At 62.1% G+C, this 26,626-nt stretch carries 13 protein-coding genes; 6 read left to right on the forward strand and 7 right to left on the reverse strand.

Annotated elements, in window-relative coordinates; all coding sequences use genetic code 11:
- Nucleotides 1-15 precede the first annotated feature (15 nt).
- From U1A53_RS21515 to U1A53_RS21540, 6 genes are all read right to left on the reverse strand, one after another.
- The gene (locus tag U1A53_RS21515; protein ID WP_322283918.1) at nucleotides 16-810 is read right to left on the reverse strand and encodes a TatD family hydrolase; all 795 of its coding nucleotides are present in this window, start codon (nucleotides 808-810) and stop codon (nucleotides 16-18) included.
- 84 nt (nucleotides 811-894) lie between these two features.
- Nucleotides 895-2,580, reverse strand: a complete 1,686-nt coding sequence (locus U1A53_RS21520; RefSeq protein WP_322283919.1) for a Do family serine endopeptidase — start codon at nucleotides 2,578-2,580, stop codon at nucleotides 895-897.
- Between the two features lie 184 nt (nucleotides 2,581-2,764).
- A complete protein-coding gene (locus U1A53_RS21525) occupies nucleotides 2,765-3,742 on the reverse strand; it encodes a Gfo/Idh/MocA family oxidoreductase (protein WP_322283920.1) in 978 nt (325 codons plus the stop codon).
- Nucleotides 3,743-3,792: 50 nt separating this feature from the next.
- Nucleotides 3,793-5,073, reverse strand: a complete 1,281-nt coding sequence (locus U1A53_RS21530; RefSeq protein WP_322283921.1) for a PQQ-binding-like beta-propeller repeat protein — start codon at nucleotides 5,071-5,073, stop codon at nucleotides 3,793-3,795.
- A 32-nt stretch (nucleotides 5,074-5,105) separates the two neighbouring features.
- Nucleotides 5,106-6,119, reverse strand: a complete 1,014-nt coding sequence (locus U1A53_RS21535; protein ID WP_322283922.1) for a PepSY-associated TM helix domain-containing protein — start codon at nucleotides 6,117-6,119, stop codon at nucleotides 5,106-5,108.
- Nucleotides 6,120-6,175: 56 nt separating this feature from the next.
- Nucleotides 6,176-7,672 carry a cellulose synthase family protein gene (locus U1A53_RS21540; protein ID WP_322283923.1) on the reverse strand — a complete coding sequence of 499 codons (1,497 nt, stop codon included), beginning with the start codon at nucleotides 7,670-7,672 and terminating at the stop codon, nucleotides 6,176-6,178.
- A gap of 161 nt (nucleotides 7,673-7,833) precedes the next feature.
- Here U1A53_RS21540 and U1A53_RS21545 point away from each other — a divergent pair, with 161 nt between their 5' ends.
- The 3 genes from U1A53_RS21545 to U1A53_RS21555 all read left to right on the forward strand — a co-directional run bounded on the left by U1A53_RS21545 (nucleotide 7,834) and on the right by U1A53_RS21555 (nucleotide 19,291).
- Nucleotides 7,834-8,625 (forward strand): class I SAM-dependent methyltransferase, encoded by a 792-nt coding sequence (locus U1A53_RS21545; protein WP_322283924.1) that lies wholly within the window; start codon nucleotides 7,834-7,836, stop codon nucleotides 8,623-8,625.
- 116 nt (nucleotides 8,626-8,741) lie between these two features.
- On the forward strand, nucleotides 8,742-18,266 hold the full coding sequence (locus U1A53_RS21550; protein ID WP_322283925.1) for a Calx-beta domain-containing protein: 9,525 nt from the start codon (nucleotides 8,742-8,744) through the stop codon (nucleotides 18,264-18,266).
- A gap of 59 nt (nucleotides 18,267-18,325) precedes the next feature.
- The gene (locus tag U1A53_RS21555; RefSeq protein ID WP_322283926.1) at nucleotides 18,326-19,291 is read left to right on the forward strand and encodes an SGNH/GDSL hydrolase family protein; all 966 of its coding nucleotides are present in this window, start codon (nucleotides 18,326-18,328) and stop codon (nucleotides 19,289-19,291) included.
- A 23-nt stretch (nucleotides 19,292-19,314) separates the two neighbouring features.
- On the opposite strand, the gene U1A53_RS21560 is transcribed toward U1A53_RS21555, so the two are convergent.
- The gene (locus U1A53_RS21560) at nucleotides 19,315-20,475 is read right to left on the reverse strand and encodes a KamA family radical SAM protein (RefSeq protein ID WP_322283927.1); all 1,161 of its coding nucleotides are present in this window, start codon (nucleotides 20,473-20,475) and stop codon (nucleotides 19,315-19,317) included.
- A 353-nt stretch (nucleotides 20,476-20,828) separates the two neighbouring features.
- Between U1A53_RS21560 and U1A53_RS21565 the strand changes: the two genes are divergently transcribed.
- The 3 genes from U1A53_RS21565 (at nucleotide 20,829) to U1A53_RS21575 (ending at nucleotide 26,617) form a co-directional block, all read left to right on the forward strand.
- Entirely contained in the window at nucleotides 20,829-21,884 is a 1,056-nt protein-coding gene (locus tag U1A53_RS21565; RefSeq protein ID WP_322283928.1) for a transposase, read from the forward strand.
- Nucleotides 21,885-22,002: 118 nt separating this feature from the next.
- The gene (locus U1A53_RS21570) at nucleotides 22,003-22,914 is read left to right on the forward strand and encodes a hypothetical protein (RefSeq protein WP_322283929.1); all 912 of its coding nucleotides are present in this window, start codon (nucleotides 22,003-22,005) and stop codon (nucleotides 22,912-22,914) included.
- A gap of 463 nt (nucleotides 22,915-23,377) precedes the next feature.
- Nucleotides 23,378-26,617 (forward strand): efflux RND transporter permease subunit, encoded by a 3,240-nt coding sequence (locus U1A53_RS21575; RefSeq protein WP_322283930.1) that lies wholly within the window; start codon nucleotides 23,378-23,380, stop codon nucleotides 26,615-26,617.
- Nucleotides 26,618-26,626 lie beyond the last annotated feature (9 nt).

Consider the following 26,626-nt stretch of genomic DNA (forward strand, 5'->3'; position numbering starts at 1 on the left):
GCTCATTGGCAAGCCTCAGAAGGCAAAGAGTGTGGTGTAATTGGCGGCGATGATGCCTTGCAATTCTTCCACAGGCATGCCGCGCACCCGGGCGAGGAGTTCGTAGCTCACACTTAGGTTGGCCGGGTGATTGAGGGCGGCACCGTCGGCGGTTTTCAAAGGATGCGGGTTCAATTCATCCGGCGGCCACATGTCGGGGGCGTCGGTTTCGGCGAGGAGGCGGTCCAGCGGCACGGACTGGAAGACGGCGAGCTGTGCGGCTTTGCGTGGATGGCCGAAATAGGGTGAGAGGGAGAACCGCGCACCCAGTTCGACAAAGCTCGGGATCATTTCGGTCGGGCCCCCATACGAATGCAGCAAAAAGCCGCGACGCGGCAGCGGCATGGAGCGAAGCGTTTGTTCCAGCAATCCAAACGCACGGAGGCAATGAATGGTGGCGGGCCGGTCGAATTCGACGGCCAGGGCGAGTTGTGAGCGGAAACATTCGAGCTGAGCGTCGATATCCGGATTCTTGATCCAGCGGTCGAGGCCGATTTCGCCGACCACGGCGTTAGGCTGATCCAAAAGATACTGGCGAAGGATTTCCAACCATCTGGCTGTGCGTTTTTTGACGTACCACGGGTGCAAACCGAAGGCGGGACGAATCCAGGTGTGATTGTGAGCGAGTTTCGCCACGGCGGGCCAGTCTTCTTCGCAGGAGCCGTTCACGATCATCTCCGCCAGGCCGGATTGCGGCAGCGTGGCGATGATTTGATCCCGCCAGGGGTCGAGGCGCTCGTCCTGGAGGTGATTGTGGGCGTCGTAGAGCATGGGGGAAGAAAAAAGCCCGCGCATGAGCATCATGCACGGGCTTTGTGAGAAACAGGACGAACAGGCTGGCAGCCTGTTTCACGGTCAGTTGTTGCCAATCATCAGCAGCATGGTGTCGCCTTTGCGCCAGACGCGCAGGAGGACGGTCTTGTCGCTGCCTTTGGCGAGGGTGCGGGCCTCGGCGGCGTTGGCGACGGCCTTGCGGTTCACATGCGAGATGACATCGCCTTCCTCGACGCCCATGGCGGCGGCACGGCTCTCGGGATCGACTTTGGTGACGATGACGCCGCTGACGTTGGCCGGGACGTCATGGCGTTCGCGCAACGCGGCCGTGAGCGTCTGCACAGTGACGCCGGTGACGAGTTCGCCGACGTTTTCTTTTTGCTGCTGCGCACCGCCAGTGCCTGGACGTGGCTTGAGTGATCCGCCGCCGACTTCGGACAGGGCTTCCTCCGGCAGGGCTTCGAGCGTGGCGTTCACCGTGATGCGTTTGCCAGCACGCATGAGCTCGATGGGGATCTGGGTTCCTGGCTTGGCACTGCTGACGATGAGGCGCAGACGGCTGCTGTTATCGACCCTCTGGCCGTTGATGCTGACGATGACATCCTCAAGCTGGATGCCGGCCTTTTCAGCGGGCGAACCCGCGCCCACCATCATGACGACCGCGCCGCCGTGTTCTTTGATGCCGAGGCGCTCGGACAGGGTGGCATCGAGATCGGTGATCTGCACGCCGAGGAAGCCGCGCTGCACGGCGCCGTCATCGAGCAGGTCTTCGACGATGTTGAGTGCCATGTTGATCGGAATGGCGAAGCCGATACCGGCGTTCATGCCGGACCGTGACAGGATGGCGGTGTTGATGCCGACGACACGGCCCATGGCATCGACGAGCGGGCCGCCGGAGTTGCCGGGATTGATGGAGGCGTCGGTTTGAATGAAGTCCTCATAGCCTTTGACACGGCTTTGGCCGTTGCCTCTGCCAACGATGCCCTCATTGCTGCGGCCAAGGGCGCTGACGATGCCCTGGGTGACGGAGCGGCTGAGCTCCATCGGCGCACCGGCGGCGAGCACGATGTCGCCGACGCGGAGCTTTGAGCTGTCGCCGATCGTGGCGGTTTTGAGGCCCGTGGCGTTGATCTTGATGAGGGCGACATCGGTCAGCGGGTCGGCGCCGACGACCTCCGCCGTGTAGGTGTGGCTGCTGCCATCGGTATCGACATCGACCTCGATTTTTTTGGCATCAGCGATGACGTGATTGTTCGTCAGAATGTAACCGTCAGCAGAAATGATCATGCCGGAGCCGACTCCGCGCTGCTGGTGCGATTCATCCTCAGGCAACTGCTGCGGGCGCTGTGGCTGGCCGCGCTTGCCGCGCGGATTGAGCGAGGGTTCGTCATCCTCGTTCATTCCGCCAAAACCATCTGGCGCGCCGAAGAAGCGGTAGAAGAAGGGGCGGAGCTGCGGCGGGATTTGATCGATCTCAGGCGTCTTGATCGGCGCGGAGGAGTGGATGGTGACGACGCTGGGCAGGATTTTATCGACCACGCTGGCATAGCTCATCTGCAACTGGCCGCCATTTGGCAGGGGACTGGCGTCCTTGATGATTTTCGCCTGAAAATCGGCGGGAGTGGTCTTCGGAGCGGCGGAAGGCAACAAAGGCGGTGGTGTGGTGGCCGGAGGTGCCGCGGGCTGTTGTGCGCTGAGGTGCGGCAGTCCTGCGGGCAGGAGGCTGAGGCACGCGAACGTGGTGAGGAGGCGATGCGGGGTTTTCATGGTCTTGAGGGTTGGGTTTTGGGACGCGGCACAAGGTGGCGCGCATGCCGTCTGACGGTGTGACGTGAAGAATGTTGAAACAATTTTGAGCGAAAGAAAGGGACTCTTTCACTTCGCAAAACACCGATACAAAAGCTCCAAACGGCGGCGTTTTCACGCGTCCTGGGGCGATCTGCGAACAGCGTTACTTTCGTGCCTCGGCTAGCGCCTTGTCCATCACTTCCTTGAGGGTGACCTCGGCCCCGTTGCGCCGCTTGCTCTCGTCCGCAGCCTCCATGAAGGCGTAGATTTCGATGGTTTCCTCCGGTGAGACCGGTGCGATTCCGGTGCGGAAGAAGTGCACCGCTGAGAACAGCAGCGGATCGTAGCCGTCGTAGGTTCCGATGGCGGCCTCGCCTTTTTCACCGACGGCCTTGCCACCGTAGCCCTTGGCCTCGGTGAAGGTGCCGGTGCGTCCGCCGGACCAGGTGCCGGTGACGGTGATCTTGCCTTCGGCGGTGGTGCCACGCTTCACGCTCTGGCAGCCAGTGCCCATGACGGTGAAGAGTGATTCGACACCATGGACGCCATACCAGAACAGATCAGGATGATGTTCTTCGAGACTGGCCGGACTGGTGGTCTCCGCTTGTTTCACCGTGCCAATGCTGCCGCCGCGCACCGCCTGCGTGCCTTTGCCGAAACGCAGCGAGGACGAGGAGAACACAGGAATGCTCGCTTTCTTGGACGCATCAAAAATTTTGATCGCATCGACGAGCGTGCCGGCGATCGGCTTGTCGATGAACACAGGCTTGTGGGCCTCGATGCATGGCAGGATTTGCTCAAGGTGAACGCGGCCGTCGTTCGACTCGAGGAAAACAACGTCCACCTTGTCGAGCAGATCGTTGATGCTGGGGACAATTTCCACGCCCAGCTCTTTCACCTTCTCCGTGTACTCAGGCACGCGCTGAGTGCTGGATGGAATGTCCTTGGAGCCTTGCGCATAGGCGGCGACGAGCTTCACGCCCATGACCTCCGGTTTCTGCGGCGTGGTGTTCAGCGTTTTTGTGAAGGCGAGGACATGCGAGGTGTCGAGACCGATGATGCCGGCGCGGATGTGCTGGGCCGAGGCATTGAGGGAAAACAGCGCGAACGCGCCGACGGTGAAGATCAGGTTGCGAATCATGGGCGAAGACTACGCGGCGCGTGGCGTGGCCTTTCGGGCATGAGGCGATCTTACTTCGTGCCGATGCAGTACACCGCCTTGTCGCTGCGCAGGATCAGTTGATCACCGCTGACGGCGGGAGTGCCGTGGAACTGCGACTTGTCGAGCGAGAACACATTGCTGCCGATGAGTTCGAACTTCGGCTTCGCGGCGATGATGAAGGCACCGTCCCTGCGGGAGACGCAGACGAGTTTGTCGCCGATGAGCACGGGTGAGGCGTAGAACGGTTTGCCGCCGCCGCGGGCACCCATGAGCACGCGTTCGCGATAGACGTCCTGGCCGGTTTTGGCGTCGATGCAGGTGGCGAAGCCCTGGTCGTTGATGACGTAGAGATGGCCGTTCTTGAGAATCGGTGTCGGCACATAGGAGCTGGTGTTGCTGCTCCACAGGATGGCGTTCGCGGTGATGTCGCCTTTGCCGCCGAGCTTGATGGCGGCGCTGCGGGTGGAGGGAAAGCCGCCGAATACGTAGGCGGTGTCGCCGCCGGGAACGACGCTGGGGGAGACGTTGCCGCTCAAGCCATGCACGGCATACCAGCGCAGTTTGCCGGTTTCTGGATTCAAACCCCACAACTCCAGCGGCACGGCAATGACGAGATCGGTGACGCCGTCGCGCTGGAGAATGTTCGGCGTGCCGTAGGCCATGCCGAAGTCGCCCTCGGCCTTCCATACCTGTTTGCCGGTTTTTTTATCGAGGCCAAAGATGGTCTGGCTCTCATCGTTCGCATTCACGATGAGAAGATCGCAATGTACAATCGGGCTGCCTGCCGAACCCCAGCGCATGCGGCCGGAACCCGTGCCGCAGGAGGTCTGCCAGAGCTGTTTGCCCGCCATGTCGAAGGCGAGCGCGCCGCTTTTGCCGAAGAACACATACACGCGCTCGCCATCGGTCACGGGGGTGTGCGTGGCGTAGCCGTGCTCGGTGATGTAGCCCTTCCACGGATCCTCCTCGACGCTGGAGGGCACTTTGGCATCCCACAGTACTTTGCCGTCGGCCTTGCTCAGACAAAGCAGATGCCGCGTGAGCTTGGACATGTCATTCGCTCCTTCCTTGTCGCCATAACCGGTCCAGCAGGTCACGAAAACCTTGTCGCCAAAAACAATCGGACTCGATGAGCCGGGGCCAGGCATCTCCGCCTTCCACACGATGTTCTCCGAGTCGCTCCACTTCAGCGGCACCTTGGACTCGGCGGCAATCGCCGCTCCCGTGGGCCCAAGGAAACGCGGCCAGTCGGTCGAGGTGGTGGCGTGAAGAGTGGTGGTGGCAAAGACGAGAGCGAGAACGAATTTCATGGCCGCAGGAAAACCCCGCATGGCCGGAAAAGTTACGCCGCGCGCTTCCACCACAGCACATAGCCGCTGAAAATCTGTAGCAACAGCGCCACACAGACGAAGAACGCGATCCAGCGCGTGGCCGTGCCGCCGACGGCGCCGATGTGCAGCGAGAGCTGGAGATTGTCATAGCGCTCCATGAAGCTGCCTTCACGAGCGCTGTGAACGGCGAGCGCTGCGCCGCTCCACTGATCCACAAACACCACGCTGCGGCCCGCAGGCGATCCATCTTCAGGAAAAGCGAGCTGGATGCGATACGTCGCATGCGGATTGGGCGGCGGTATTTCCACGGCGGCGGCCTTGGCGCCGGGCAGGGCTTTTTCAGCGGCTTGAACCGCCGCATCGACGCTGATGCGCAGTGCTCCGGTCTGCGGCGCATGCGATCCTGGCGAATGCGGATGCTCGAGATGCAGATGCCGCATGGTGAGGCCGGTGATGCAGACCACGATGAGAAACAACGACGAGTACAAGCCCGCCACGCTGTGCAGATCGAGATTGAAGCGGCGAAAACTCGCGCCTTTGCGGAATCCGAAGATGCGCAGCGGCCACCACAGCCACAAACCGGTCAGCGCGAGGCCCAACGTGATCCAGGTCGCGATTTCGACGATCAAACCGCCCGTGGAGCCGAGCATGAGGTTCACATGCAGTTTTACAAAGGTCTGCCACCACAGGCCCATGCGCGGGCGGATGCCGAGAACCGCTCCGGTGCGCGGATCGCAGTGAATCATGCGGTTTCCACCCATCAAGACCAGCGCGTCGCTTTCATCACGCGGCAGGCGGATGCCTTGCACGGGTATCTCGGGATGTAATTCATCCAGCGCCGCACTTACCGGCGCCCGCTTTTCAACAGCGGTGGCCTCACGCGGGAACAACTCAGGATTCAGCCAGCGATCCTGTGTGTGCTGAAACACCAGCACGCCACCGGTGACCGCAACAAACAGAATGACCAGACCAGCGATCACGCCCACCCAACGGTGCAGCCAGAGAAGAATGCGGCGAAATTTCATGCGGAGATGCCGCGCATGAACCGCCTCAAACCTCGAAGGTTGCACCTCTGATGAAATCAAGCTGCCGCCACGGGCGCGGTCTGGAAACGCTCCATGCTGAAACGCTTCATCAGCGAGCCTGCGGCCACGTAACCGAAGCCGAAGAAGAACAGCAGCAGGAAGGGGATCGAGCCCCACTGGCCGCGCTGGGCGGCGAGGGCGATCATCCAGCCGAAGTAACCGGTGAGCGCGACCTCAATCCACAGCGCGATGGATTTGCCGGCCTTGTAGCGGGATTTCTTCACAGCGGCCTGCGACTTGGTTTCGACGCCGTATTTCGGCGTGCGGACGAATTCGGAGCTCTGGTTCAGCAGCGCTTCGAGCACGGCCTTGCCGTTGTTGATGCTCATGCCGATGCCGAGCGCGAGCAGCACGGGCACGTACGGCAGCGCTTTGAGCCAGCCGAAGCGCGTCTGCGCACCCTGCGCGGTCATGTAAAACACCACGACGGAGAAGGAGGCGAAGAAGAACACGGGCACGTCGACGAACACCGCCTTGTGCCAGGAGCTGCCCATCACGAAATTCGCCGGATACATGAGCACCAGCGTGCAGAGCGTGAGCAGGTAGGCGAAGTTGGAGGTGAGGTGCGCGGTGGCCTCCAGCTTCAGGGGCAGCGGGATGTCGCTGCGCCAGATGTCACCGAGGATTTTTTTGCACACCTGGATGGAGCCCTTCGTCCAGCGATGCTGCTGGCTCTTGAAGCCGTCCATGTCCGGCGGCAGTTCGGCGGGAACGACGACATCTTTGAGGTAGATGAACTTCCAGCCCTTCAACTGCGCGCGATAGCTGAGGTCGAGGTCTTCCGTGAGCGTGTCGTGCTGCCAGCCGCCACCGTCTTCGATCGCTTTGCGCCGCCAGATGCCGGCGGTGCCGTTGAAATTCAAAAACTCGCCGTGGCGGCTGCGGGCGGTCTGCTCCAGCACGAGATGGCCGTCGAGAAACAGCGCCTGGAGTCGTGTGAGCAGGGAGAAATCCTTGTTCGCGTGGCCCCAGCGGGCCTGCACCATGCCGACGTTCTCGTGGGTGAAGTGGTGGATGACTTTTTTCAGATAATCCGGCTGCGGCTGGAAGTCGGCGTCGAAAATGCAGATGAACTCGCCCTTCACGAACGGCATCGCCTCGTCCAGCGCGCCGGCCTTGAAGCCGTGGCGGTTGGTGCGGTGGCGGTATTCGATGTCGAGACCCTTCGCGGCGTATTCGGCGCTGAGTTTTTCAGCAAAGGCGGCGGTTTCATCGATGGAATCGTCCAGCACCTGGATCTGCAGGCGGTCATGCGGGTAATCCAGGGCACTGACGCAGCGCAGCAGGTTTTCGACGACGTCGTATTCGTTGAAAATCGGGAGCTGGATCGTGATGACCGGCAGCTCGGCGAATTCGTACTTCGGCTGCGGCGCGTTGTTCCGGTGTTTCCAGAATTGATACAAGACCTTGATCCTGTGCGCGCCAAAGGCGGACAGGGCGGTGAAGACGAGGATGTAGCTGGTGAACCAGAAGGGATTATCCCACACAGTCATATCGGGAGGGGGGAGGCGAGCACGGGGGGCGCATCAATCTCCACCGTTGATCAACAATCAAGTAGCATTTCGGGTGCCAGCAGGGGCACTAATCTTCAGGCTTTTGCTAACTCCGCCGCTGATTTCTGGCGCGGCGCCCCGGACTCGCCATCATGCGACCCATGCCCACCGAACAGCGCGACTGGTATGACACGCCCCTTTATTATGACATCGTCTTCGATGACGGCACGAGACAGGAGGCTGACTTCCTCGAAGGCGCGTTCGTAAAGCATGGTGATGGCAAAGGCCGTCGTTTGCTCGAACCTGCCTGCGGCAGCGGCCGTCTGGCGCTGGAGATGGCCCGCCGTGGCTGGGACGTGAGCGGATTCGACGGCAATGCGAACATGATCGAGTTCGCCAAGGAACGCATGGCTCAACACGGCCTCAAAGCGTGGCTGTGGGAGGACTGGATGCAGAGTTTCACGCTGCCGAAGGGCTTGAAAGGTGGCTTTGATCTCGCGCATTGCCTCGTGAGCACCTTCAAATACCTGCACACGGAAAAAGACGCCGCCGAGTGCCTGCGCCGAGTCGCGGCGAGCCTGCGGCCCGGCGGATTGTTCTTCCTCGGGCTGCATCTGACCGATTACGAACGCGGCACCGCCGAGCATGAGCGCTGGGTGGCGAAACGCGGCAAAATCGAGGTCGTCTGCAACACCCACACCTGGCCCGCCGACCCGAAGACGCGTCTCGAAAACCTGCGCACACGGCTGAAGATCACGGACGCGGGCCGCACGCACACGCAGGAGACCCACTGGCAGTTTCGCACCTACAATGCGGCGCAATTGAAGGCGCTGCTGCGCAAGGTGCCGGAACTCGAGTTGCAGGAGTGCTACGACTTCACCTACGACCTCGCCGAGCCGCGACGTTTTGACGACAGCTACGCGGACGTGCTGCTGGTGCTGCGGAAAAGCTGAGCATTGACGGCGGGGAGGCCACTTTGGTAGTCTCCTGGAAATCAACCCAACCGGCACATCTGTTCTAATCAAACGGATCCGTGGCCGTTGGGCTTTGAACGCCCCAACCAATCTTCATGCGCAAGCGCACGCTTTTGTGTCTCGTGGCGGCTGTACTGGCCGCTGCCTTTATTTTTTGGCCCCAACCGGCTGAAAAAACGGGCGTGGCCGCATCGAAGCGTGCAGGAATCAAAACGGCCCAACCCGGAGAGCGGGCACCGGAGGCTCCACAAGCTGCCGAGCGTCCGAAAATGGCTTCGCAGGCCGTTTCGGGCGATGTGCTGACGGATTTTGGTGCCTGGATGAAGCGCTATCTCGACGCATCGGAGACTGAACGCGCGGCCTTGGTGGTGGAGGGCATGAAACTGGCACGGGAACGGCGTCCGGTGTTCAAAGCGTTGATCATGGAGAATCCGCGGGAGGCGATCCAGAAGGCGGTGCCGATGGTGGTGCGGCAGAAGCTGCCGCCGGAGATCGTTTCGCTGCTGGAAAAGCGGATGAATGAGATCGGTGCCATCCGCGTGATGCAGGGCGTGCCGTTGGACCCGAATGATCCGCCGGTGGCGACGTATCGCGAGGTGGAGTTGCAAAAGGGCGGGACGTATCGCGCTTATGTTTATGGTGAGCGTGAATTAAAGCTGACGTGGACGGCGGGCGCGTCTGTGAATGGCGTGGCGCTGGATTCGGAGTTCGCCATCAGCGATGAGCCGACGCGGCGGCTGGAGGTGGGTGAGATCCTGCCAGCGGGCAAGACGGTCGTGGCGAACTGCCCGGTGTCCGGCAAGTATGTCCTCGATCCCGAGGATGTGCCCGAGATCGTGCCGGAGAGCCTGCCAGCGGTGGAGACGCCGGTGGAGATCATCACGTTCTGCGATGGCTCGCACATCGCGATGCAAAACCAGACGATCCTTTATGGTGAAGGTGTCACGGGTGGTTCGTTTGCATTTTCGGGCATCCTGCCGGGTTCACCGACGCCTGCGCTGGGGCAGGTGAAGGTGATCGTGCTGAACACGACTTACGCGGATCAAAACGCGCTGCCTTCCACCGAGGCGCAGCTTTACGCGACGCTGCGGGATGTGGCGGATCATTATTCAAAGGCCTCGTATGGCCGTCTGTCGCTCGTGGGTGTCGTGGCGCCACCGATCAAGCTGCCGCACAATGAGGCGTGGTATGTGAATCGTGACACGAGCAACGGCGGCGACATCGGCGGCACGAGCATCTCGATGGCGGACGCGCGTGCGGAGGCGAAGAAGCTCGGCTTCGACTGGAATGACTACGACTGTACGGTGATGCGGCACAATGGCGGGCCGGGCAGCTATGGCGGGCTCGGCGGTGGCAACACGGTGTGGTGCCGCAGTGATGGCGTGAGCCTCTGGGCGCATGAGATCGGCCACGCCTTCGGTCTGGGGCACTCGAACTTCTGGGATACGGCGGGCACCAGCAGCATCGGCAATGGCGCGAACCAGGAGTACGGCGACAGCTACGACATCATGGGCGGCGCAGGCACGACGGGGCATTACAACACGGCGGCGAAGAGCCAGATCCGCTGGCTGCCGAGCAGCTTTTTGCAGCCGGTGACGCAGAGCGGGCTGTATCGCATTCACGCGTTTGACCAAGGATCGCTCGATGCGTCGAAGCGTTATGCGCTGACGATTCAAAAAGACGTGCAGCGCACCTACTGGGGCATGGTGAGGTCGCTGTTTGACAGCAATCCCTTCGTGAAAAGCGGTCTCGTTTTTGGCTGGAAGTTTCCCAACGGCGGCGGCGGAAATTTCCAACTCATCGACACGACGAATGGCTCGCCGTATGCCAAAACGGATGCGCCCATCTCGCTCGGGGCCACGTTTGGCGACACAGAGAGCGGCATCTACGTCACCACGGTCGCAGCGAGTGACATTCCACGTTACATCGACGTGCAGGTGCATCTCGGCACCTTCCCCGGCAATCATGCGCCGACGATGACGCTGGCCGCCAGCGCGGAGGTGATCCCGCTGAACGGCACGGTGACCTTCACCGCGACGGCGAATGATGTGGATGGCGATCCGCTGGCCTTTAACTGGCAGCACTTTGGCGGCGGCACGCAGATCGTCTCGCCGAACTCGAATGTGATCACACGCCAGTTCACGGCGGCGGGCACTTTCATCGTCACCTGCACGGTGAGTGACATGAAAGGAGGCACGGTGACGCGGAATCAGCTCATCACCGTCGGTTCGGTGACGACTTCCACCATCAGTGGTCGCGTGACGTTGCTCGGGCAGGGTTTGTCAGACGTCGTCATCACGGCGAACAACGCCAACGGCGTCATCAGCGACGCGGACGGCTATTTCACCATCCCAAACCTGTCAGCGAACACCTACACGCTCACGCCGCTGCTTTACGGCTACACTTTCAGTGAGTTGTTCAACAACAGCATCACCGTGGGGCCGAGTTTCAGCGGGGCGGACTTTGAAGCGACGGCGCAGAGCGTGGTGACGCTCACAGCAGCGAATCCGAATGCGAACGAGCTTTCGCCGGTGACACCGGGTGCCTTCCGCCTCACGCGGACGGGCGACATCTCGCAGGATCTCGTGGTGAATGTGAACTCCGCGCTCGGCGGTGCCACGAAGACGACGGACTACACCTTCACGCCGGATTATGCGACCGGCTCGCAGGGCTTCAGCACCTTCACCATCCCGGCGGACTCGGACGTGCTCGACATCGCCGTGACGCCGGTGGTCGATGCGACCAGCGAAGGGCCGGAGACAGTCATTTTACAGCTCGGGCCGGGCAATGGTTATCTCGTAGGCTCTGCATCGAGCGCCACGGTGGTGATCGCGGATGATGACACCTCTTTGCCAAAAGTGAGCCTCACGGCGACGCGGAACTCCGCGCTCGAAAACATCGCCCCGCCGGGTCTTTTGACGATTTCGCGCACGGGGAGCACGGCGGCCGATTTGACCGCGAATTATGCTGTTTCCGGCACGGCAGCAAGCGGCGGAGATTACACGGCTCTGGCCGGAAATGTGGTCATTCCGGCCGGCTCGGCCTCGGCGACGGTCGAAATCGCTCCGCTGGACGATTCGGCCTCCGAATCGCTGGAGACGGTGATCGTCACGCTGAGCACGAATGCGGCCTACATCATCGATCCGCTCGCCACGGCAGCCACGACGACGATTTACGACGATGACATGCAAACCGTGAGCGTCACCGCGAGCGACGCGGAGGCCACGGAGATCGATCTGAGCGTTCCGGGAGCTGCGGCGGACACGGGCACCTTTTTGATCACCCGCAGCGGCGATACCAGCCAGGCGCTGACGATTTATTACGCCTTCTCCGGCGTGACTGGCAGCGGCATCATGGCGCTGCACGGCGTCGATTACGAGTGGATGCCCGGCGTCGTGCAGATCCCCGCCGGACAAAGCTCCGCTGCGATCACCATCGTGCCGCGTTTTGACGGCGTGGGTGAAGGCCAGGAGCGCTGCGTGCTGAATCTCGGCGCGAGCGCGACGAACTACATCCTCGGCACCAGCGCCACCGCCACGGTGAACATCAACGACAACGCCGCCGACCTTCCCTACATCGACGTGGTGAACACCGCGAATGGCGTGGAGCCGGCCACGAACGCGAACTTCCGCTTCTCGCTGCGCGGTGACGCGACCACGGACACGCCGGTGGTGGTGAATTTCACCCTCAGTGGCGCTGCGGTGAACGGCACGGACTACGACACGATTGGATGGTGGCTGCCGCAGAGCTCCGGCAGCACGGAAAACCTCCGCGCCATCTGGGCGGCGGACGCGGCGAACCTCTGGGCAGTCGGCGACAACGGCACCATCCTCAAAGGCGACGGCACAAGCTGGACCGCGCAGACCAGTGGCACCACGCAGCACCTGCGCGCCGTGTGGGGCACGAGTGCGACGAATTTGTGGGCGGTGGGTGATGGTGGTGTCATTTTAAAGGGCGACGGCACAAGCTGGGCCGCGCAGACGAGCGGTACGACGAACGCCCTGCGCGGCATCTGGGGCAGCAGCGGCACGAATGTCTTCGCCGTGGGTGATGGCGGCACGATTGTGCGCAGCACGAACGGCACCTCATGGGCCGCGAGCACCTCCGGTACCACGAATCAGCTCCGCGCGGTGCATGGCAGCGGTGTCAGCAATGTGTGGGCCGTGGGCGCGGCGGGCACGATCCGCTTTTGGAACGGCACGACCTGGGGATCGCAAACCTCCGGCATCACCACGCAGCTCAACGCGGTCTTCGCGGCCAATTCGACGAACATCTGGGCCGTGGGCGCGGGCGGAGTCGTTCGCAAAGGCAGCGGCACGACCTGGGCGTCTCAAACCTCCGCGAGCACGGCGGATTTGAATTCCGTGTGGGCCTCCAGCACGACGAACCTGCTCGTCTCAGGCTCCAGCAGCGCGCAGATGGTCAGCACGAACGGCACATCCTGGACAAACGCGATGCTGAGCGCGCTGGGAACCTTCAATGGCGCCTTTGGCACCAGCAGCAGCATTGGCTGGGCCGTGGGTGATGGCGGCGCGATCTTCAAACGCGACAGCACCACCGCCATCAACGTGCCGGGCAGCGTGGTGATCCCGCGCGGGGCCAGCACGCTCGATCTCGCCTTGCGCACGATCAATGACACCGACCTTGAGGACCTGGAGAGCATCGCTTTGAGCATCACACCCGGCGCGGCGTATCAAATCTTCCCTCCCAGCGCCTCCGCCAGCGCCTGGCTGCGTGACAATGACAACGTGAACACACTCGTGGTGGACACACAGGTGGGCACCGGTGGTGCAATCAGCATCGCGGAGGGCGCATCGACCTCGCCGGTGAAGTTTTATATCTCCCGCCTCGGCAGCACGACGGCAGAGGTTATAGTGAACATCATCTACGGCGGCACCGCGACGATGACGGACGACTACACCGCGCCTGCCAGCGTCACCATCCCTGCCGGTGCGACGGGCGTGAATGTGCCCGTCACCATCGTCAATGACACGACGTTTGAAGGCACGGAGACGATCACCTTTGAGTTTGACGCGGGCAGTTACGGGCGTGGCGTCGGCGCGGTGATGTACATTACGGACAATGACACCGCCACGGCCACCGTGGCCTTCTCAGCGCCCAGCTCCTCCGGTTTGGAAAATGCGGGCACGGTGAACATCCCGGTCACTCTCTCCGCCGCGCAGGCTGCGGATGTGACCGTGGAATATCAGACGAGCGGCAACACCAGCGGCAGCAGCGCTTCCTTCGGCAGCCGCGCGGTGCCCTACTGGGTGCGGGTGGTGAAGACCGGCAACTCGCTGGCCTTTTTCCAAGCCAACGATGGTGTGACGTGGACGCAGCGTGGCAATGCGGTGACGGTCTCCAATCTCGGCAGCAGCTACCTCGCGGGCCTCGCCTTTGCGCCAGGATCGACCACTCAATTCACCGCCGTGATGGATAACTTCACGGTGAGCGATCTCTCGGCAGGCGGCAGCACCGGAGCGGAGACAGCGGTCAGCATCGGTACCGTCACTGGTGGCAGTTCCGTCGCCTCGGGCGTCTATACCTTCACCAACTCCGGCAACGGCCTCAGCAACTCGACGACGGACAGCTTTCGCTATGTCTATCTGCCGGTCACCAGCTCCGCGAACTGCACCATCACCGCCCGCATCGTGAGCAATGGCAATCCGGCTGTCGTCTCCCGCGCAGGCGTGATGCTGCGCTCCAGCACGGCGGCGAATTCCGTCCACGCCTCCGCCTTCGGCACGGGCCCGACCACCGGGGAGTATTACTCGATCTATCGCACCACCACGGCGGGCAGCGCGACGCTGAGTTCGTCTTTCACCAGCCTCATCCTGCCGATGTGGGTGCGTACCAGCCGCGTGGGTAATGTTTTCACCCAGTCCGTCTCCCGCGATGGAGCGGTGTGGACGAGTTTTGGCACCACGCCCAACATCGCCTTTGCGCCCAAAGTGCTCGCCGGACTCGCCGTCAGCGCGGTGGGTGACGGGCAGATCTCCACGGCCACCTTTGACAATTTCACGCTCGGCGGATCGCCTGTCACCGAGCTCGGTGGCCGCACGATCGGCTTTGTGAACGAGCAGGGCGGCGAAAGCCTCGCTGGCAGCGTGTGGACGGTGAACGGCAGCGGTGCAGGCATCGGGGGCTCCAATGACGAGGCGCATTTCCCCAGCATGGAGGTCACGGGTGACTTCACGCTCGCCGCACGCATCACCTCGCTCACCGGTGGCGGCACCAATGCCCAGGCGGGCATCATGGTGCGGGATGATCGCACGCATTATGCGCGGGCCGTTCACACCGGCTGGGTGAAAAACAACACCCTGGAGCAGCGCTACCGCCTGCAAAGCAACACCACCGCCTTCGGCTCCGGCGTGGACTACTCGCTGCCTGCAGCCGTGCTCACCATCCCTGCCGGCCAGACCACGGGCAACATCACTCTCACCGTCGTGAACGACACGATGGACGAGCCGGACAACCTCGTGACCCTGCAACTCCTCAACGCCAAGGGTGCCAACGTCGGCACGAACGCCTACCACGGCTTCACCATCATCGACGATGACAATCCGCCCGCGCAGCCCTACGCGGGCTTTGCGACGGCCTCCAGCAGCGTCGTCGAAAGCGCGGGCACGGTGCAGATCGCCGTCGCTTTGAGCAGCCCGGCCACCGCGACGTGCAGCGTGGACTTCAGTACCACCGACGGCACCGCCACCCAGCCCGGTGACTACACCACCACGACCGGCACGCTCAACTTTGCCGCTGGTGAGAGCGTGAAATACATCTCCGTGCCTATCACCGATGATTCGACGCTCGAACCCGGAGAAAATCTCACCCTCACGCTCGCCTCTCCCGTCGCTTTGAACCTTGGCAGCACCAGCACGCACACGCTGACGATCACCGATGACGATTCGCCCGCCGTGAGCATCGTGGCGAATGATGCCAGCGCCTCTGAAAGCGGTGACGCGGGACAGTTCACCCTCACACGCACCGGCGACACGGCAGCCTCCCTCATCGTGAATGTCACCCGCAGTGGCACAGCAACCAATTCGACCGACTACACAAGCATCGCCACCACGCAGACCATTCCCGCCGGTCAGGCGAGCGTGGTCGTCAATGTCACTCCTGTTCAGGATGCGACCAACGAAGGCAACGAGACCGTCATCCTCACCGTGGCCACTGGCAGCGGCTATGTCATCGGCACGCCGAGCGCAGCCACCGTCACCATCGCGGATGATGATCGCAGCACGGTCACCATCACCGCGAATGATCCGACGGCATCTGAAAGCGGTGACGCAGGTCAGTTCACCGTCACCCGCACCGCGCCGACCAATGTGGCCCTCACCGTGAATATCACCATCGCCGGCACGGCCACGAACACGACAGACTATACCACCGTCACCACCACGGTCTCCTTTGTCTCGGGCGATGTCTTCAAAACCGTCAGCATCACGCCTGTCGATGATGGCATCACCGAAGGCCCCGAGGATGTCACGATCTCGCTCGCCAGCGGCAGCTACGACATCGGCGCTGATTCCTTCGACAATGTCAGCATCACCGACAATGACAATCCGCCCACCGTCTTCATCGGCAGCCCCACCGCGCAGGCACCGCTCATCGCGGCGGCGAATGGCGTCATCGTCAGTGCCCAGGTGAGCGATGACGGCTTCCCAAATGCTCTCGCCACGACCTGGAACTGCGTGAGCGGTCCCGGCGTGGCCACCATCGAGTCGCCGAGTGCCACCACGACCGCAGTGACTTTCTCCACCCCAGGAACCTATGTTTTGCGCATCAGCGCCACCGACGGGCAATTCACCGTGGGTGATCAAGTCACCGTCGTGGTCGGCAGCGGCCTCGTGGCATCGAATTGGATCACCCAGGACATGGGGCCTTCATCCTCGCGTCGCGGCCAGGGACTCGAATACGGCGGCCTTTTCAGCGTCACTGGAACCGGAGCCGGTTACGCGGCCACCAGCACCGATCAGGCTCACATCATGGTCCGCAGCGCCGTCGGCGATGGCAGCGTGGTGGCGAAACTGACGAGCTTTTCGACCACGGCGGCCCTCGCAGGCGTCACCATTCGCGATTCGCTCGCACGCGGCTCGAATCGCGCCGTTTTGGGTTTTGTGCCGGGCGCAGGCTTGCAGTTCCGCACCCGTGCCGCGAGCGGAAATGACACCAGCGTCGCCGCTGCAGCTCCTGCCTTGCCTTTCTGGCTGAAACTCGAGCGCAATGCCACCACGAACGAAATCAGCGCCAGCTACAGCACCGATGGCACTGCCTGGACCGCAGTCGGCACGCCCGTCGTCATCCCTCTGCTCAACTCGAATGCGCATTACGGCCTCACCACGACCAACAACAGCACCGCAGGCACTGCCACGGCCCTCTTTGACAATGTCACGCTCACGCCAACACCCAGCGGCCCCGCCTTGGTCAATGAAGACAGCGGCACCGCGCCCAACACCGCCGGCAGCGCCAGTTTTGACGGCACCACTTACACCGTCAACGGCCCCACCACCGGCTACTTTTACGGCTGGCAATATTACGGCGACATGGTCATCACCGCCCGGCTGAATACCTTCAGCAGTGGTGCCGGCAGCAGCAGCGGCGGCATCCGCATCGCCGAGAGCATCGAAAGCGGAGCCCAGCTCCACCTCGGACGCATGCCCACCGGCAGCTACAGCGGCTACTACTGGACCAGCATCGCCGGTGGCAGCGGTGGCGGCGTCCCCAGCAGCATCGCCGCCGGGAACTGGATGCGCATCGTGCGCCGTGGTAATGCCATCACTGGCTACCGCGCCACGCACAACAGCACCACGAACAATCCCAACGCCTGGACACAAATCGGCCAGCCACAGACCATCATCATGACCACGCCCGTGTGGGCTGGCTTCTTCGTCAACAACGCCAGCGGTGCCACCGGCACACAAAACACCTGCACCTTCACCCGCCTCACCATCGAGCCGCTGCACAAAGCCCCCGTCATCGCCGCCACTGCCGGAGGAAGCATTTCGCCAGTCACCCTCGACGGCACCATCACCGACGACGACCTCCCCGCCACTCCGACCAGCCTCTGGACACGCCGTAGCGGCCCCACCGGCATCGTCTTCGCCAACGCCACCTTTGCCGACACCACTGCCTCCCTCACCGAAAGCGACACCTTCGAACTCCGCCTCACTGCGGATGACACCGGCACCGTGAGCTTCTTTGACCTCAATCTGACAGCCTACACCACGCCCTTCGCCCAGTGGCTCGATCAAAGCGGCACCGGCAACGAAAACAACCAGCTCGTCGAAGCCACCGCCGACGCCGACGGTGACGGCCTCGTCAACCTCCTCGAATACGCCACCGGCACCAACGGCACCGTGAACAACACCAGCCCGCAGATCATCGAGTTTGCCCCCTCGAGCGGCGAAACCTATCTGCGTCTCTCCATTTCGAAAAACCCCGCCGCCACGGATGTCTTGTTTGAAGTCCAGGCCACCGGCAATCTGGCCGACCCGCTCAGTTGGAGCAGCGCCGGCCTCGTCATCGAGGAGGACACGCCCACCACGCTGCGGGTGCGTGATGTCGTGCCTGCATCCGCAGGCCAGTCGCGTTTCATGCGGGTGAAGGTGACGCAGTAGCGATCACGCCGTTCAAGCTGCTGGACAATTCACGCCGTCTCCGCTCCAATACGCTCCGCATGAATTTGAAAACCCTTGCCGGCCTCCTGGCGCTCGCCTGCGCCTCCATCGCCCCCTCCCAAACACCGGAGACACCTGCCGCACCGCCGCAGCCCACGACGTTTGAGTTCAAAGACGGCGACCGCCTCGTGCTCATCGGCAACACCGTGCTGGAGCGCGAGCAGCGCTATGGCTCCTTCGAGCCGCGTCTGGCCCTGGCGCTCGGCGAGGTGAAGGTCAGCGTGCGCAATCTCGCCTGGAGCGGCGACACGGTCTTCGGCCATGCGCGTTCATATTTCGGCCCGCCGGAAGAAGGCTTGCAGCGCATGGCCGCGCATCTGGAGATGCTGAAGCCGACGGTCGTGGTCCTGTGCTACGGCTCCGAGCTGGCCTTCGAGCGTCTGGGCGGCCTGCCGGACTTTTTGAGCGGCTACCGCAGTCTGATCGAGCTGATCCGCACGAAATCACCCGGCGTGCGCGTCATCATCGCCACACCGCCACCGCTGGAAAATCTGGCGCCGCCACTGCCGGATCTCACCGTGGAAAACAGGAACCTCTCCAGCCTGCGCGACGCGCTGCGCAAGTTCGCGGGCATGCAGAACGCGTTCTTCGTGGATTGGTTCGAGCTCATGGGCGGCCTGCCGAAGCCGGGCGCGATCTTGAAGCCGCTCACCGAGAATGGCGTGCACTACACCCGAGAAGGTTATGAAAAGCTCAGCGCCAGGCTCATCGAAGGTCTCGGCCTGAAAATGCCCGACGCGCCTGCCCCCGCGCTCGAAAATCTGCGCCGCGCCGTCATCGCCAAGGACACGCTGTTCTTCAACCGCTGGCGTCCGCACAACGAGACCTACCTCTTCGGCTTCCGCAAACACGAGCAGGGCCAGAATGCGAAGGAGATCCCCATGTTCGACCCGCTCATCGCGCAAGGAGACGAAGCCATCCAGAAGCTCAAGGCCGAGGCGCTGGCGCAGACACGGCGGCCGTGAGGTGAAGGGCGCCGGCCCTTCTATCACCGCCGCACCAGCACCGGTTCGGGATACTCGAAGGTCTTGCCTTCGTAGTTGCGGATGAGCACGCGCTGTTCGTCGCGCAGCAGGACGTAGTCGGGATTCAGCGGGACTTTGCCGCCGCCGCCGGGGGCGTCGATGACGAACTGCGGGATGGCATAGCCGGTGGTGTGGCCGCGCAGTTGCTCGATGATGTCAATGCCGTCGGCCACGCTGGTGCGCAGATGGGAGGAACCCTGGATCAGATCGCACTGGTAGAGGTAGTAGGGCCGCACGCGGCACATGAGCAGCTTGTGCACGAGACTCTTCATGATGTCTGCCTTGTCGTTCACACCGCGCAGCAGCACGCTTTGATTGCCCAGCGGCACGCCGTGGTTCGCGAGCAGCGCCAGGCCATCGCGCACTTCCGTCGTGAGTTCACGCGGATGATTGGTGTGGATGCTGAGCCACAGCGGATGGTGCTTTTGCAGCATGCGGCACAGCTCGGGCGTGATGCGTTGTGGCAGGAAAATCGGCACGCGGCTGCCGATGCGGATGAACTCGATGTGCTTGATTGCGCGCAGGCGGGTGAGCAGCGCGCCGAGCTTGGCGTCGGAGAAGAGCAGGGGATCGCCGCCGGAGAGCAGCACGTCGCGGATTTCCGTGTGGCGCTCCAGATAACGGAACGCGGCCTCGAACTCGATGTGCAGTTCCTGCTCGCCCACACCGGAGACGACGCGGCTGCGCGTGCAGTAGCGGCAGTAGCTGGCGCAGCGGTCGGTCACGAGAAACAGCACGCGGTCCGGGTAGCGATGCACCAGGCCGGGCACCGGCATGTGGCTGTCCTCACCGCAGGGGTCGCTCATTTCATCGGGGTCTTCCCAGGTTTCCTCGATGCGCGGGATGACCTGCCGGCGGATCGGGCAGCCGGGGTCGGCGGCATCCATCAGGTTGAAATAATGCGGCGTGATCGCCATCGCCAGCTTGTTGCCGGAGAGCAGCACGCCGGCGCGCTCCTCTTCGGAAAGCGTGAGGTGCTCTTCGAGCTGTCTCAGCGTGGTGATCCGGTTTTTGAGCTGCCAGGTGGCGCTGTTCCAGTCGGCGGGGGAAATGTTCTTGTCGGACCAAAAGCCAGGAGCAAAGGAGCGGAACTCCTTCTCAGGCAGCGTGGGGGTGTCGTGCATGTGCTGCGGGTCGGTAAGCGGCGCGGAGGTTAGGCGCGGGGGGGCGAAGATGTCAAACGTCGCCTGCGGTTGTTTGGGTGCATGAACCCACGGCTCTTCTCCTGGTGCCGCAGCTCCCATCTCGCGTTCTGTAGTCCCGGGTTCGCTCATAGTGGCAACCAACGGCAACGCTGGGGCGTCCCGTTTGAAAGTCGAAGCCGCGCCAGCTCCTCGTTACTTCACGGTCCGCAACTCGGCGGATCAGCTTTTCCTTACTTTCCGAACGCTCCAATGCACGGGCCACCCACATCCATGAAACGGGGTCAGTGTGCAAAAAGTTGACAAAATAGCTGTCTCAGGGTTAAAAGGGCGGCATGCCACGCAGCATCCGCATTCAATCCGCCGGGGCTTATTACCACGTCATGGCCCGTGGCAACCGGCGCGAGGAAATCTTCCACGATGACGATGACCGGCGCTTCTTTCTGCACACGCTGAGCCAGGCCTGTGAGATGACCGGCTGGCACGTGCAGGCTTGGGTGCTGATGAGCAATCACTATCATCTCTTCCTCCAGACGCCGGAGCCGAACCTTGTGGCGGGCATGGCTTGGCTGCAAAACACGCTCACGCGTCGTTACAACGTGCGGCATCGAAAGTGGGGGCGGCTGTTTGGCGACCGCTACAAAGCAGTGGTGGTGGAGGGCGAGGACCGTTACCATTACCAGACGTTGATGGACTACATCCACCTCAATCCCGTGCGGGCGCGGATCATCCAGCCCAAGGTGGGCCAGAGTGTGCTGGACTATCCATGGAGCAGCCTCGCGGGCGGTTACGCGCTGCCGCCCAGGAAGCGAGCGAAGTGGCTGGATGTGGAGAGCGGGCTGAAGGCCTTCAGCTTGCCGGACACGACGCCGGGCCGCCGCCGGATGGTCGAGCGGCTGGACCGGCGCGCGGTGAGCGAGGAAATCAAGAGCTGCGGGGTGCCGCCGCAGTCCGAGGAGATGGATGCGCGCAGCAGCCACCTGCGGCGCGGGTGGTATTGGGGCACGCAGGCCTTCGGCGAGGCGATGCGCAAGCTGGCCGGGGCACTGGTCAGTAAACGTGCGCCCAAGTCACGCAGCTACCGGGGTAATCCGCATGTGGCCGGGCACGGGGAGAAGCAGGCGGAGGACTGGCTGAAGGAGGGACTCAAAGCCGCCGGACTGAAAGCGTCGGAGCTGAGGACGCTGAAGGGATCGGACCCGCGGAAGCTGTTGCTGGCGGACCTGCTGTGGCGGCACACAACGGTGTCACAGGAATGGCTGGCGGAGAAGCTGGCGATGAAGTCGGCGGCGAACGTGAGCCAGCAGTTGCGGCGTCTGGACCGTAAGAAGGCGCGGGTAGGACTGCCGGAGGCGATGCGGAGCTTTTTGGACGAATCCACACCGTCATGAATCATGAGCATCATCCACTCTGTCAATAATTTGCACCCTGACCCCGTTTCCCAGCAACAATTCACAACGTCCTCAAAGTGAAAGCGAATTGAGTGCGAAATTGCTTACGTTACGTATCATGACCTTAACTAACGAGCCAAAACGACGAATTCTTCAAACCGCAATCTGGCTTTTTTTGCCTGTTGCGCACGGACAGTTGGACAACTCCACAGCTATTGACTCAAATAGATTATGGGAGGTAAGACAAATGGTTGTAGAGCTGCCAAGTGATTTTATTGGGGAACCATCACCCGATGACCGCCAGAAGCTCGAAGCATGGAGAAGGGAGAAGGCGGTCCGAGATGAAGTGAGAATTAAAAGAATACGGGATGAGCCTGGTCTAGCACGATATCTAGTAGCCTTGGCTGACAAGCAAATAAGCGACGGGGAATGGGAAGGGTTGGCTCAAATTATGTCAGCTATTGCAGTCCGAAGTGATATAGGGGCTGCGGACATCCAACGCTACATCGACAAGACAAAGGAGCTTCTCGACTTTCCGTCGGACCGTCCACAGCCACTCAGGGACAATTTTCTTTTGGGTATGACCGATGTGATGAAAACACACCCATCGGCCGAAAATGAGGATTTGCTCATAAAGATAGTCTATCTTTATGATGATTACCGCGGAGTGAATTTGAAAGTAGCAGCCGGAGGGGTGTTGGCCATAAACGGCACAAGCAAAGCACTTCCGGCGTTGGAGTATGCAGCCTCTTGGTGCGAGCGTTTTGTGACCACATCAGGTGAGCCAACCATATGGAAAAGTGCCGCTGACAGCCTAGTGGGCAATGTCGCGTCGCTTCGGAAGAAGCTTGGCGTTGGAGAGAGCTTGCAAGGTAAAAAATATCCTGCGGAGACCATTCAGCAAAATGAAGGAGTGGCGGAAGATGTGTTCAACAGAGATAAAGAAGTGAATATTGGATGGTATGCTTGCCTGGTGTTTGGTGTTGCTCTTTGTTTAGTTTATTTGCTAAAATTTCATCGAAAAAGATAAGGAAACGGGGGTCGGGAGTCGATTCTTGACAGCAACGGCTGAGCAAGCATTGGACTTCTCAAATGGTGAAGAACACAAGCCGCCGGGTTTCCGACTTGGCAACGGGCTTGCCTGTGGCAGCATCGGCGCTGTGTGGACTCGCAGGCGGCATCGGAACCTCAACGGGTGGCTTGACCTCCGGGGCACTGCCTTGAACTCGCACAACACACGAGACGAATCCGCCGACTACAACGGGAATGGTACGCCGCCTTCACCGATCACGGCGCAGCAGGCTACGAACATTGATCCATGCAGGATCCCAAACCCCTGCCAGCTCCAAAGCCGGGCGGGTTCACTCCTGCTCGGCTTTTTTGTACGCATCTCCCGCGATTCGTGGCAATGAGTGCGATCTTCCGGCCGTCACAATCGTTCCCACAGTCGTCCGTTTCTTCGCCCTTAGCCCTACGCTCTTCGCCCTCCTCCCATGATCGCCTGGTTTGCCCGCAACGGTGTCGCCGCCAATCTTCTCATGCTCGCTGTCATGGGGATGGGTTTCTGGACGCTGTGGACCGGCCGCATTCCTCTGGAGGTCTTTCCGGACATGCCCTCCCGCTTCATCTCGGTGAACGTGCCGTATCCCGGCGCCACGCCGGAGGAGGTGGAGGAAACCATCGTCCTGCGCATTGAGGAGGCCATCCAGCAGGTCGCGGGCATCAAGCGCATCGTCTCCACCGCCTCCTCCAGCGGCGGGAATGTGATGATGGAGATCGACGACGCGGACCTGGCCCGCCAGATCATGGACGACGTGAAGATCCGCGTGGACGCCATCCCCAATTTCCCCGCGCTGGCCGAGCGGCCCATCATCCAGCACGACGACTTCATGAGCTCCGTCATCAGCGTGATCCTCTCCGCCGACATGGCGGAGCGCGATCTGCGCCGCCTCGGCGAGCAGGTGCGGGATGAAATTTCCGCCCTGCCCGGCATCTCCCACGCCAATCTCACCGGCGTGCGCGATTACGAGATCAGCATCGAGATCCCCGAGGCCCGCCTGCGCAAGTACGGCCTCACGCTGGATCAAATCAGCGCCGCCATCCGCAGCAGCGCCATCGACCTGCCTGCGGGCGTCGTGCAGACGGAAGCAGGCGATGTCTCCATCCGCACACGAGGCCGCGCTTACAGTGGCAACGACTACGCGCGCATCGTCATCCTCACCCGTCCGGACGGCACCAAGCTCACGCTCGGCGAGATCGCGAACATCACCGACGGCTTCAACGAGAATCCGATGATCTCCCGTCTCGACGGCAAGCGCTGCGTCTCCATCACCGTCATGCGCGAGGGCAGCCAGAACGCCATCCACATCGCCGAGACGGTCAAAGACTACATCCTCGACAAAAACCAGCGCTTCCCGGACGGCGTGCGGCTCGAGTTCATGGGCGACCGCTCCAAGATCGTGAAGGGCCGCATCAATCTGCTGCTGCAAAATGCCCGCAGCAGCCTCATCCTCGTTTTCATCTGCGTGGGCCTTTTTTTGCGGCTCGACGCCGTCTTCTGGGTGGCCGTGGGCATGGTCATGGCCTTCCTCGGCGCCTTCGCGCTCATGCCCTTGTTTGGCCTTTCAATCAATCTCTCCTCCGTCTTCGGTTTCATCCTCGTGCTCGGCATCGTCGTCGATGATGCCATCGTGACCTCGGAGCAGGTCGATACGATGCGACAGCAAGGATTCTCGGCGCTGGACGCGGCCATCGAGGGCACGCGCCGTCTCGCCGCGCCCATCACCTTCGGCGTGCTCACCACCATCGTCGCCTTCCTGCCCATGGCCTTCGGCTTTGGCGACTTTGGCGTCATGTTCCAGCCCATCTCGATCGTTTTCATCTGTGTCATGGTTTTGGCGCTGATGGAGACGAAGCTGATCCTTCCCAGCCACCTGGCACACCGCACGCCCATCATCAGCGCCGCCGCCGATGCGCTCGATCCCATCCACCGCTTCTCCGAACGGCAACTGGCCCGCTTCGTGGATGTCGTCTATCGCCCCTCGCTGCGCTTCTGCCTCAAAAACCGCTACAGCGTGCTCGCCGCCGTGTTTGGTGGTCTCGGCGTGCTCTTCTCCGTGTTTTTCAGCGACCGCATCGCCACCGCGCTCTTTCCACGCGTGGCCAGCGAGCGCATCGAGTGCCGCCTCACCATGCTCGACGGCACGCCCTTTGAAGTCACCGACGGCCACATCTCCCGCATCTACGAGATCGCCGAGCAGATGCGCAAAGAGTACGTCGGGCCCGATGGCATCCTCGTCGTGCGCAGCATCATCTCGAATTCCGGCATGACCGGCGGCTCCCGAGGTTCCTCCGGTGGCAGCGGCAGCCACCGTGGCGAGGTGATCATGGAAACCTACGGCCCCGAGGAGCGCACGCTGCAAGTGAGCACCGTCGATATGGCCGCCGACTGGCGCAAACGCATCGGCACCATTGTGGGAGCCGAGGAAATGACCTTCCGCGCCGAGATCATGCGCAGCGGCGATCCCATCGACATCCAGCTCACCGGCACCAATCCCGACGAACTCCTCGCCATGTCCGAGCGCATCAAGGCGCAGATCTCCACCATCGCCGGCGTCTTCGATGTCTCCGACAGCCTCGACTCCGGACGCAATGAGATTCAACTGCGTCTCAAGCCCGAAGCCAGCCAGTTCGGCTTCACCGTCACCGACCTCGCCCGCCAGGTCCGCGCCGTTTTCTTCGGCGATGAAGTCCAGCGCATCCAGCGTGGCCGCAACGAGGTCAAGGTCATGCTCCGTTACCCGAAGGACGACCGCAAATCCCTCGCCACGCTCGACACATTGCGTGTCCGTGCCGCCAACGGCCTCGAAATCCCCTTCGCCCGCGTCGCCGAGGCGAAAGTCGGCAAGAGCTTCACCTCCATCAAGCGCGTGGACCGCCGCCGCGCTCTCAACATCTCCGCCGACGTCAACAAGGTCACCACCAATCCCACCGTTGTCCGCGAAGCCCTGCGTCCCTTCATCGAAACGCTTCTCGCCGACCATCCGCACATCGGCTGGAGCTTTGAAGGCGAGGCCCGTTCCGAACGCGAGAGCCAGTCCGCCCTTTGGCTCTCCTCCATCCTCGTGCTGTTCGGCCTTTACGGCCTTATGGCCATCCCGTTCAAGAGCTACATCCAGCCTTTCATCGTGCTGCTGGTCATTCCCTTCGGCGTCGTCGGCGCCACGCTGGGCCATGTTGTCCACGGCATGCCGCTCAGCCTCATGAGCCTGTGCGGCATCCTCGCCTGCTCCGGCGTCATTGTGAACGACACCCTCGTCCTCGTCGATCGCATCAACGAGCTGCGGGATGAAACCGGCGACATGACGCACGCTGTCACTGAAGGCGGCGCCTCCCGCTTCCGCGCCATCTTTTTGACGCAAATCACCACCTTCGTCGGTTTGATGCCGCTCATCTTCAACTTCGGCCCTCTCGTCGATCACTCGCCGCCCGTCATCAAACAGATCCTCGAATGGATCTTCGGCGACAATCGCAGCGCCCAGGCCACCAGCGCCCAGTTCCTCACCCCCATGTCCGTCGCCATGGGCTACGGCAGCCTCATCGCCACCGTGATCACGCTGTATCTCGTGCCGATGTGCTATCTCGCGCTCGAAGACATCCTCAAGCTCGTGCGCCGGCTGCTGTCCTTCGCACGTTTCTCCCCGCAGGTCGATGCTCCTGCCGAAGCCTCCTGACATCGCTGC

The organism is Prosthecobacter sp. (assembly GCF_034366625.1).
Taxonomy (GTDB): Bacteria; Verrucomicrobiota; Verrucomicrobiia; order Verrucomicrobiales; family Verrucomicrobiaceae; genus Prosthecobacter.

Excerpts from the sequence above, each read along its gene's own strand:
- U1A53_RS21565 (WP_322283928.1), top strand. The coding sequence starts at position 20,829 with ATGCCACGCAGCATCCGCATTCAATCCGCCGGGGCTTATTACCACGTC.
- U1A53_RS21570 (WP_322283929.1), top strand. The coding sequence starts at position 22,003 with ATGACCTTAACTAACGAGCCAAAACGACGAATTCTTCAAACCGCAATC.
- U1A53_RS21530 (WP_322283921.1), bottom strand. The coding sequence starts at position 5,073 with ATGAAATTCGTTCTCGCTCTCGTCTTTGCCACCACCACTCTTCACGCC.
- U1A53_RS21535 (WP_322283922.1), bottom strand. The coding sequence starts at position 6,119 with ATGAAATTTCGCCGCATTCTTCTCTGGCTGCACCGTTGGGTGGGCGTG.
- U1A53_RS21555 (WP_322283926.1), top strand. The coding sequence starts at position 18,326 with ATGAATTTGAAAACCCTTGCCGGCCTCCTGGCGCTCGCCTGCGCCTCC.
- U1A53_RS21515 (WP_322283918.1), bottom strand. The coding sequence starts at position 810 with ATGCTCTACGACGCCCACAATCACCTCCAGGACGAGCGCCTCGACCCC.
- U1A53_RS21560 (WP_322283927.1), bottom strand. The coding sequence starts at position 20,475 with ATGCACGACACCCCCACGCTGCCTGAGAAGGAGTTCCGCTCCTTTGCT.
- U1A53_RS21540 (WP_322283923.1), bottom strand. The coding sequence starts at position 7,672 with ATGACTGTGTGGGATAATCCCTTCTGGTTCACCAGCTACATCCTCGTC.
- U1A53_RS21545 (WP_322283924.1), top strand. The coding sequence starts at position 7,834 with ATGCCCACCGAACAGCGCGACTGGTATGACACGCCCCTTTATTATGAC.
- U1A53_RS21550 (WP_322283925.1), top strand. The coding sequence starts at position 8,742 with ATGCGCAAGCGCACGCTTTTGTGTCTCGTGGCGGCTGTACTGGCCGCT.
- U1A53_RS21575 (WP_322283930.1), top strand. The coding sequence starts at position 23,378 with ATGATCGCCTGGTTTGCCCGCAACGGTGTCGCCGCCAATCTTCTCATG.
- U1A53_RS21525 (WP_322283920.1), bottom strand. The coding sequence starts at position 3,742 with ATGATTCGCAACCTGATCTTCACCGTCGGCGCGTTCGCGCTGTTTTCC.
- U1A53_RS21520 (WP_322283919.1), bottom strand. The coding sequence starts at position 2,580 with ATGAAAACCCCGCATCGCCTCCTCACCACGTTCGCGTGCCTCAGCCTC.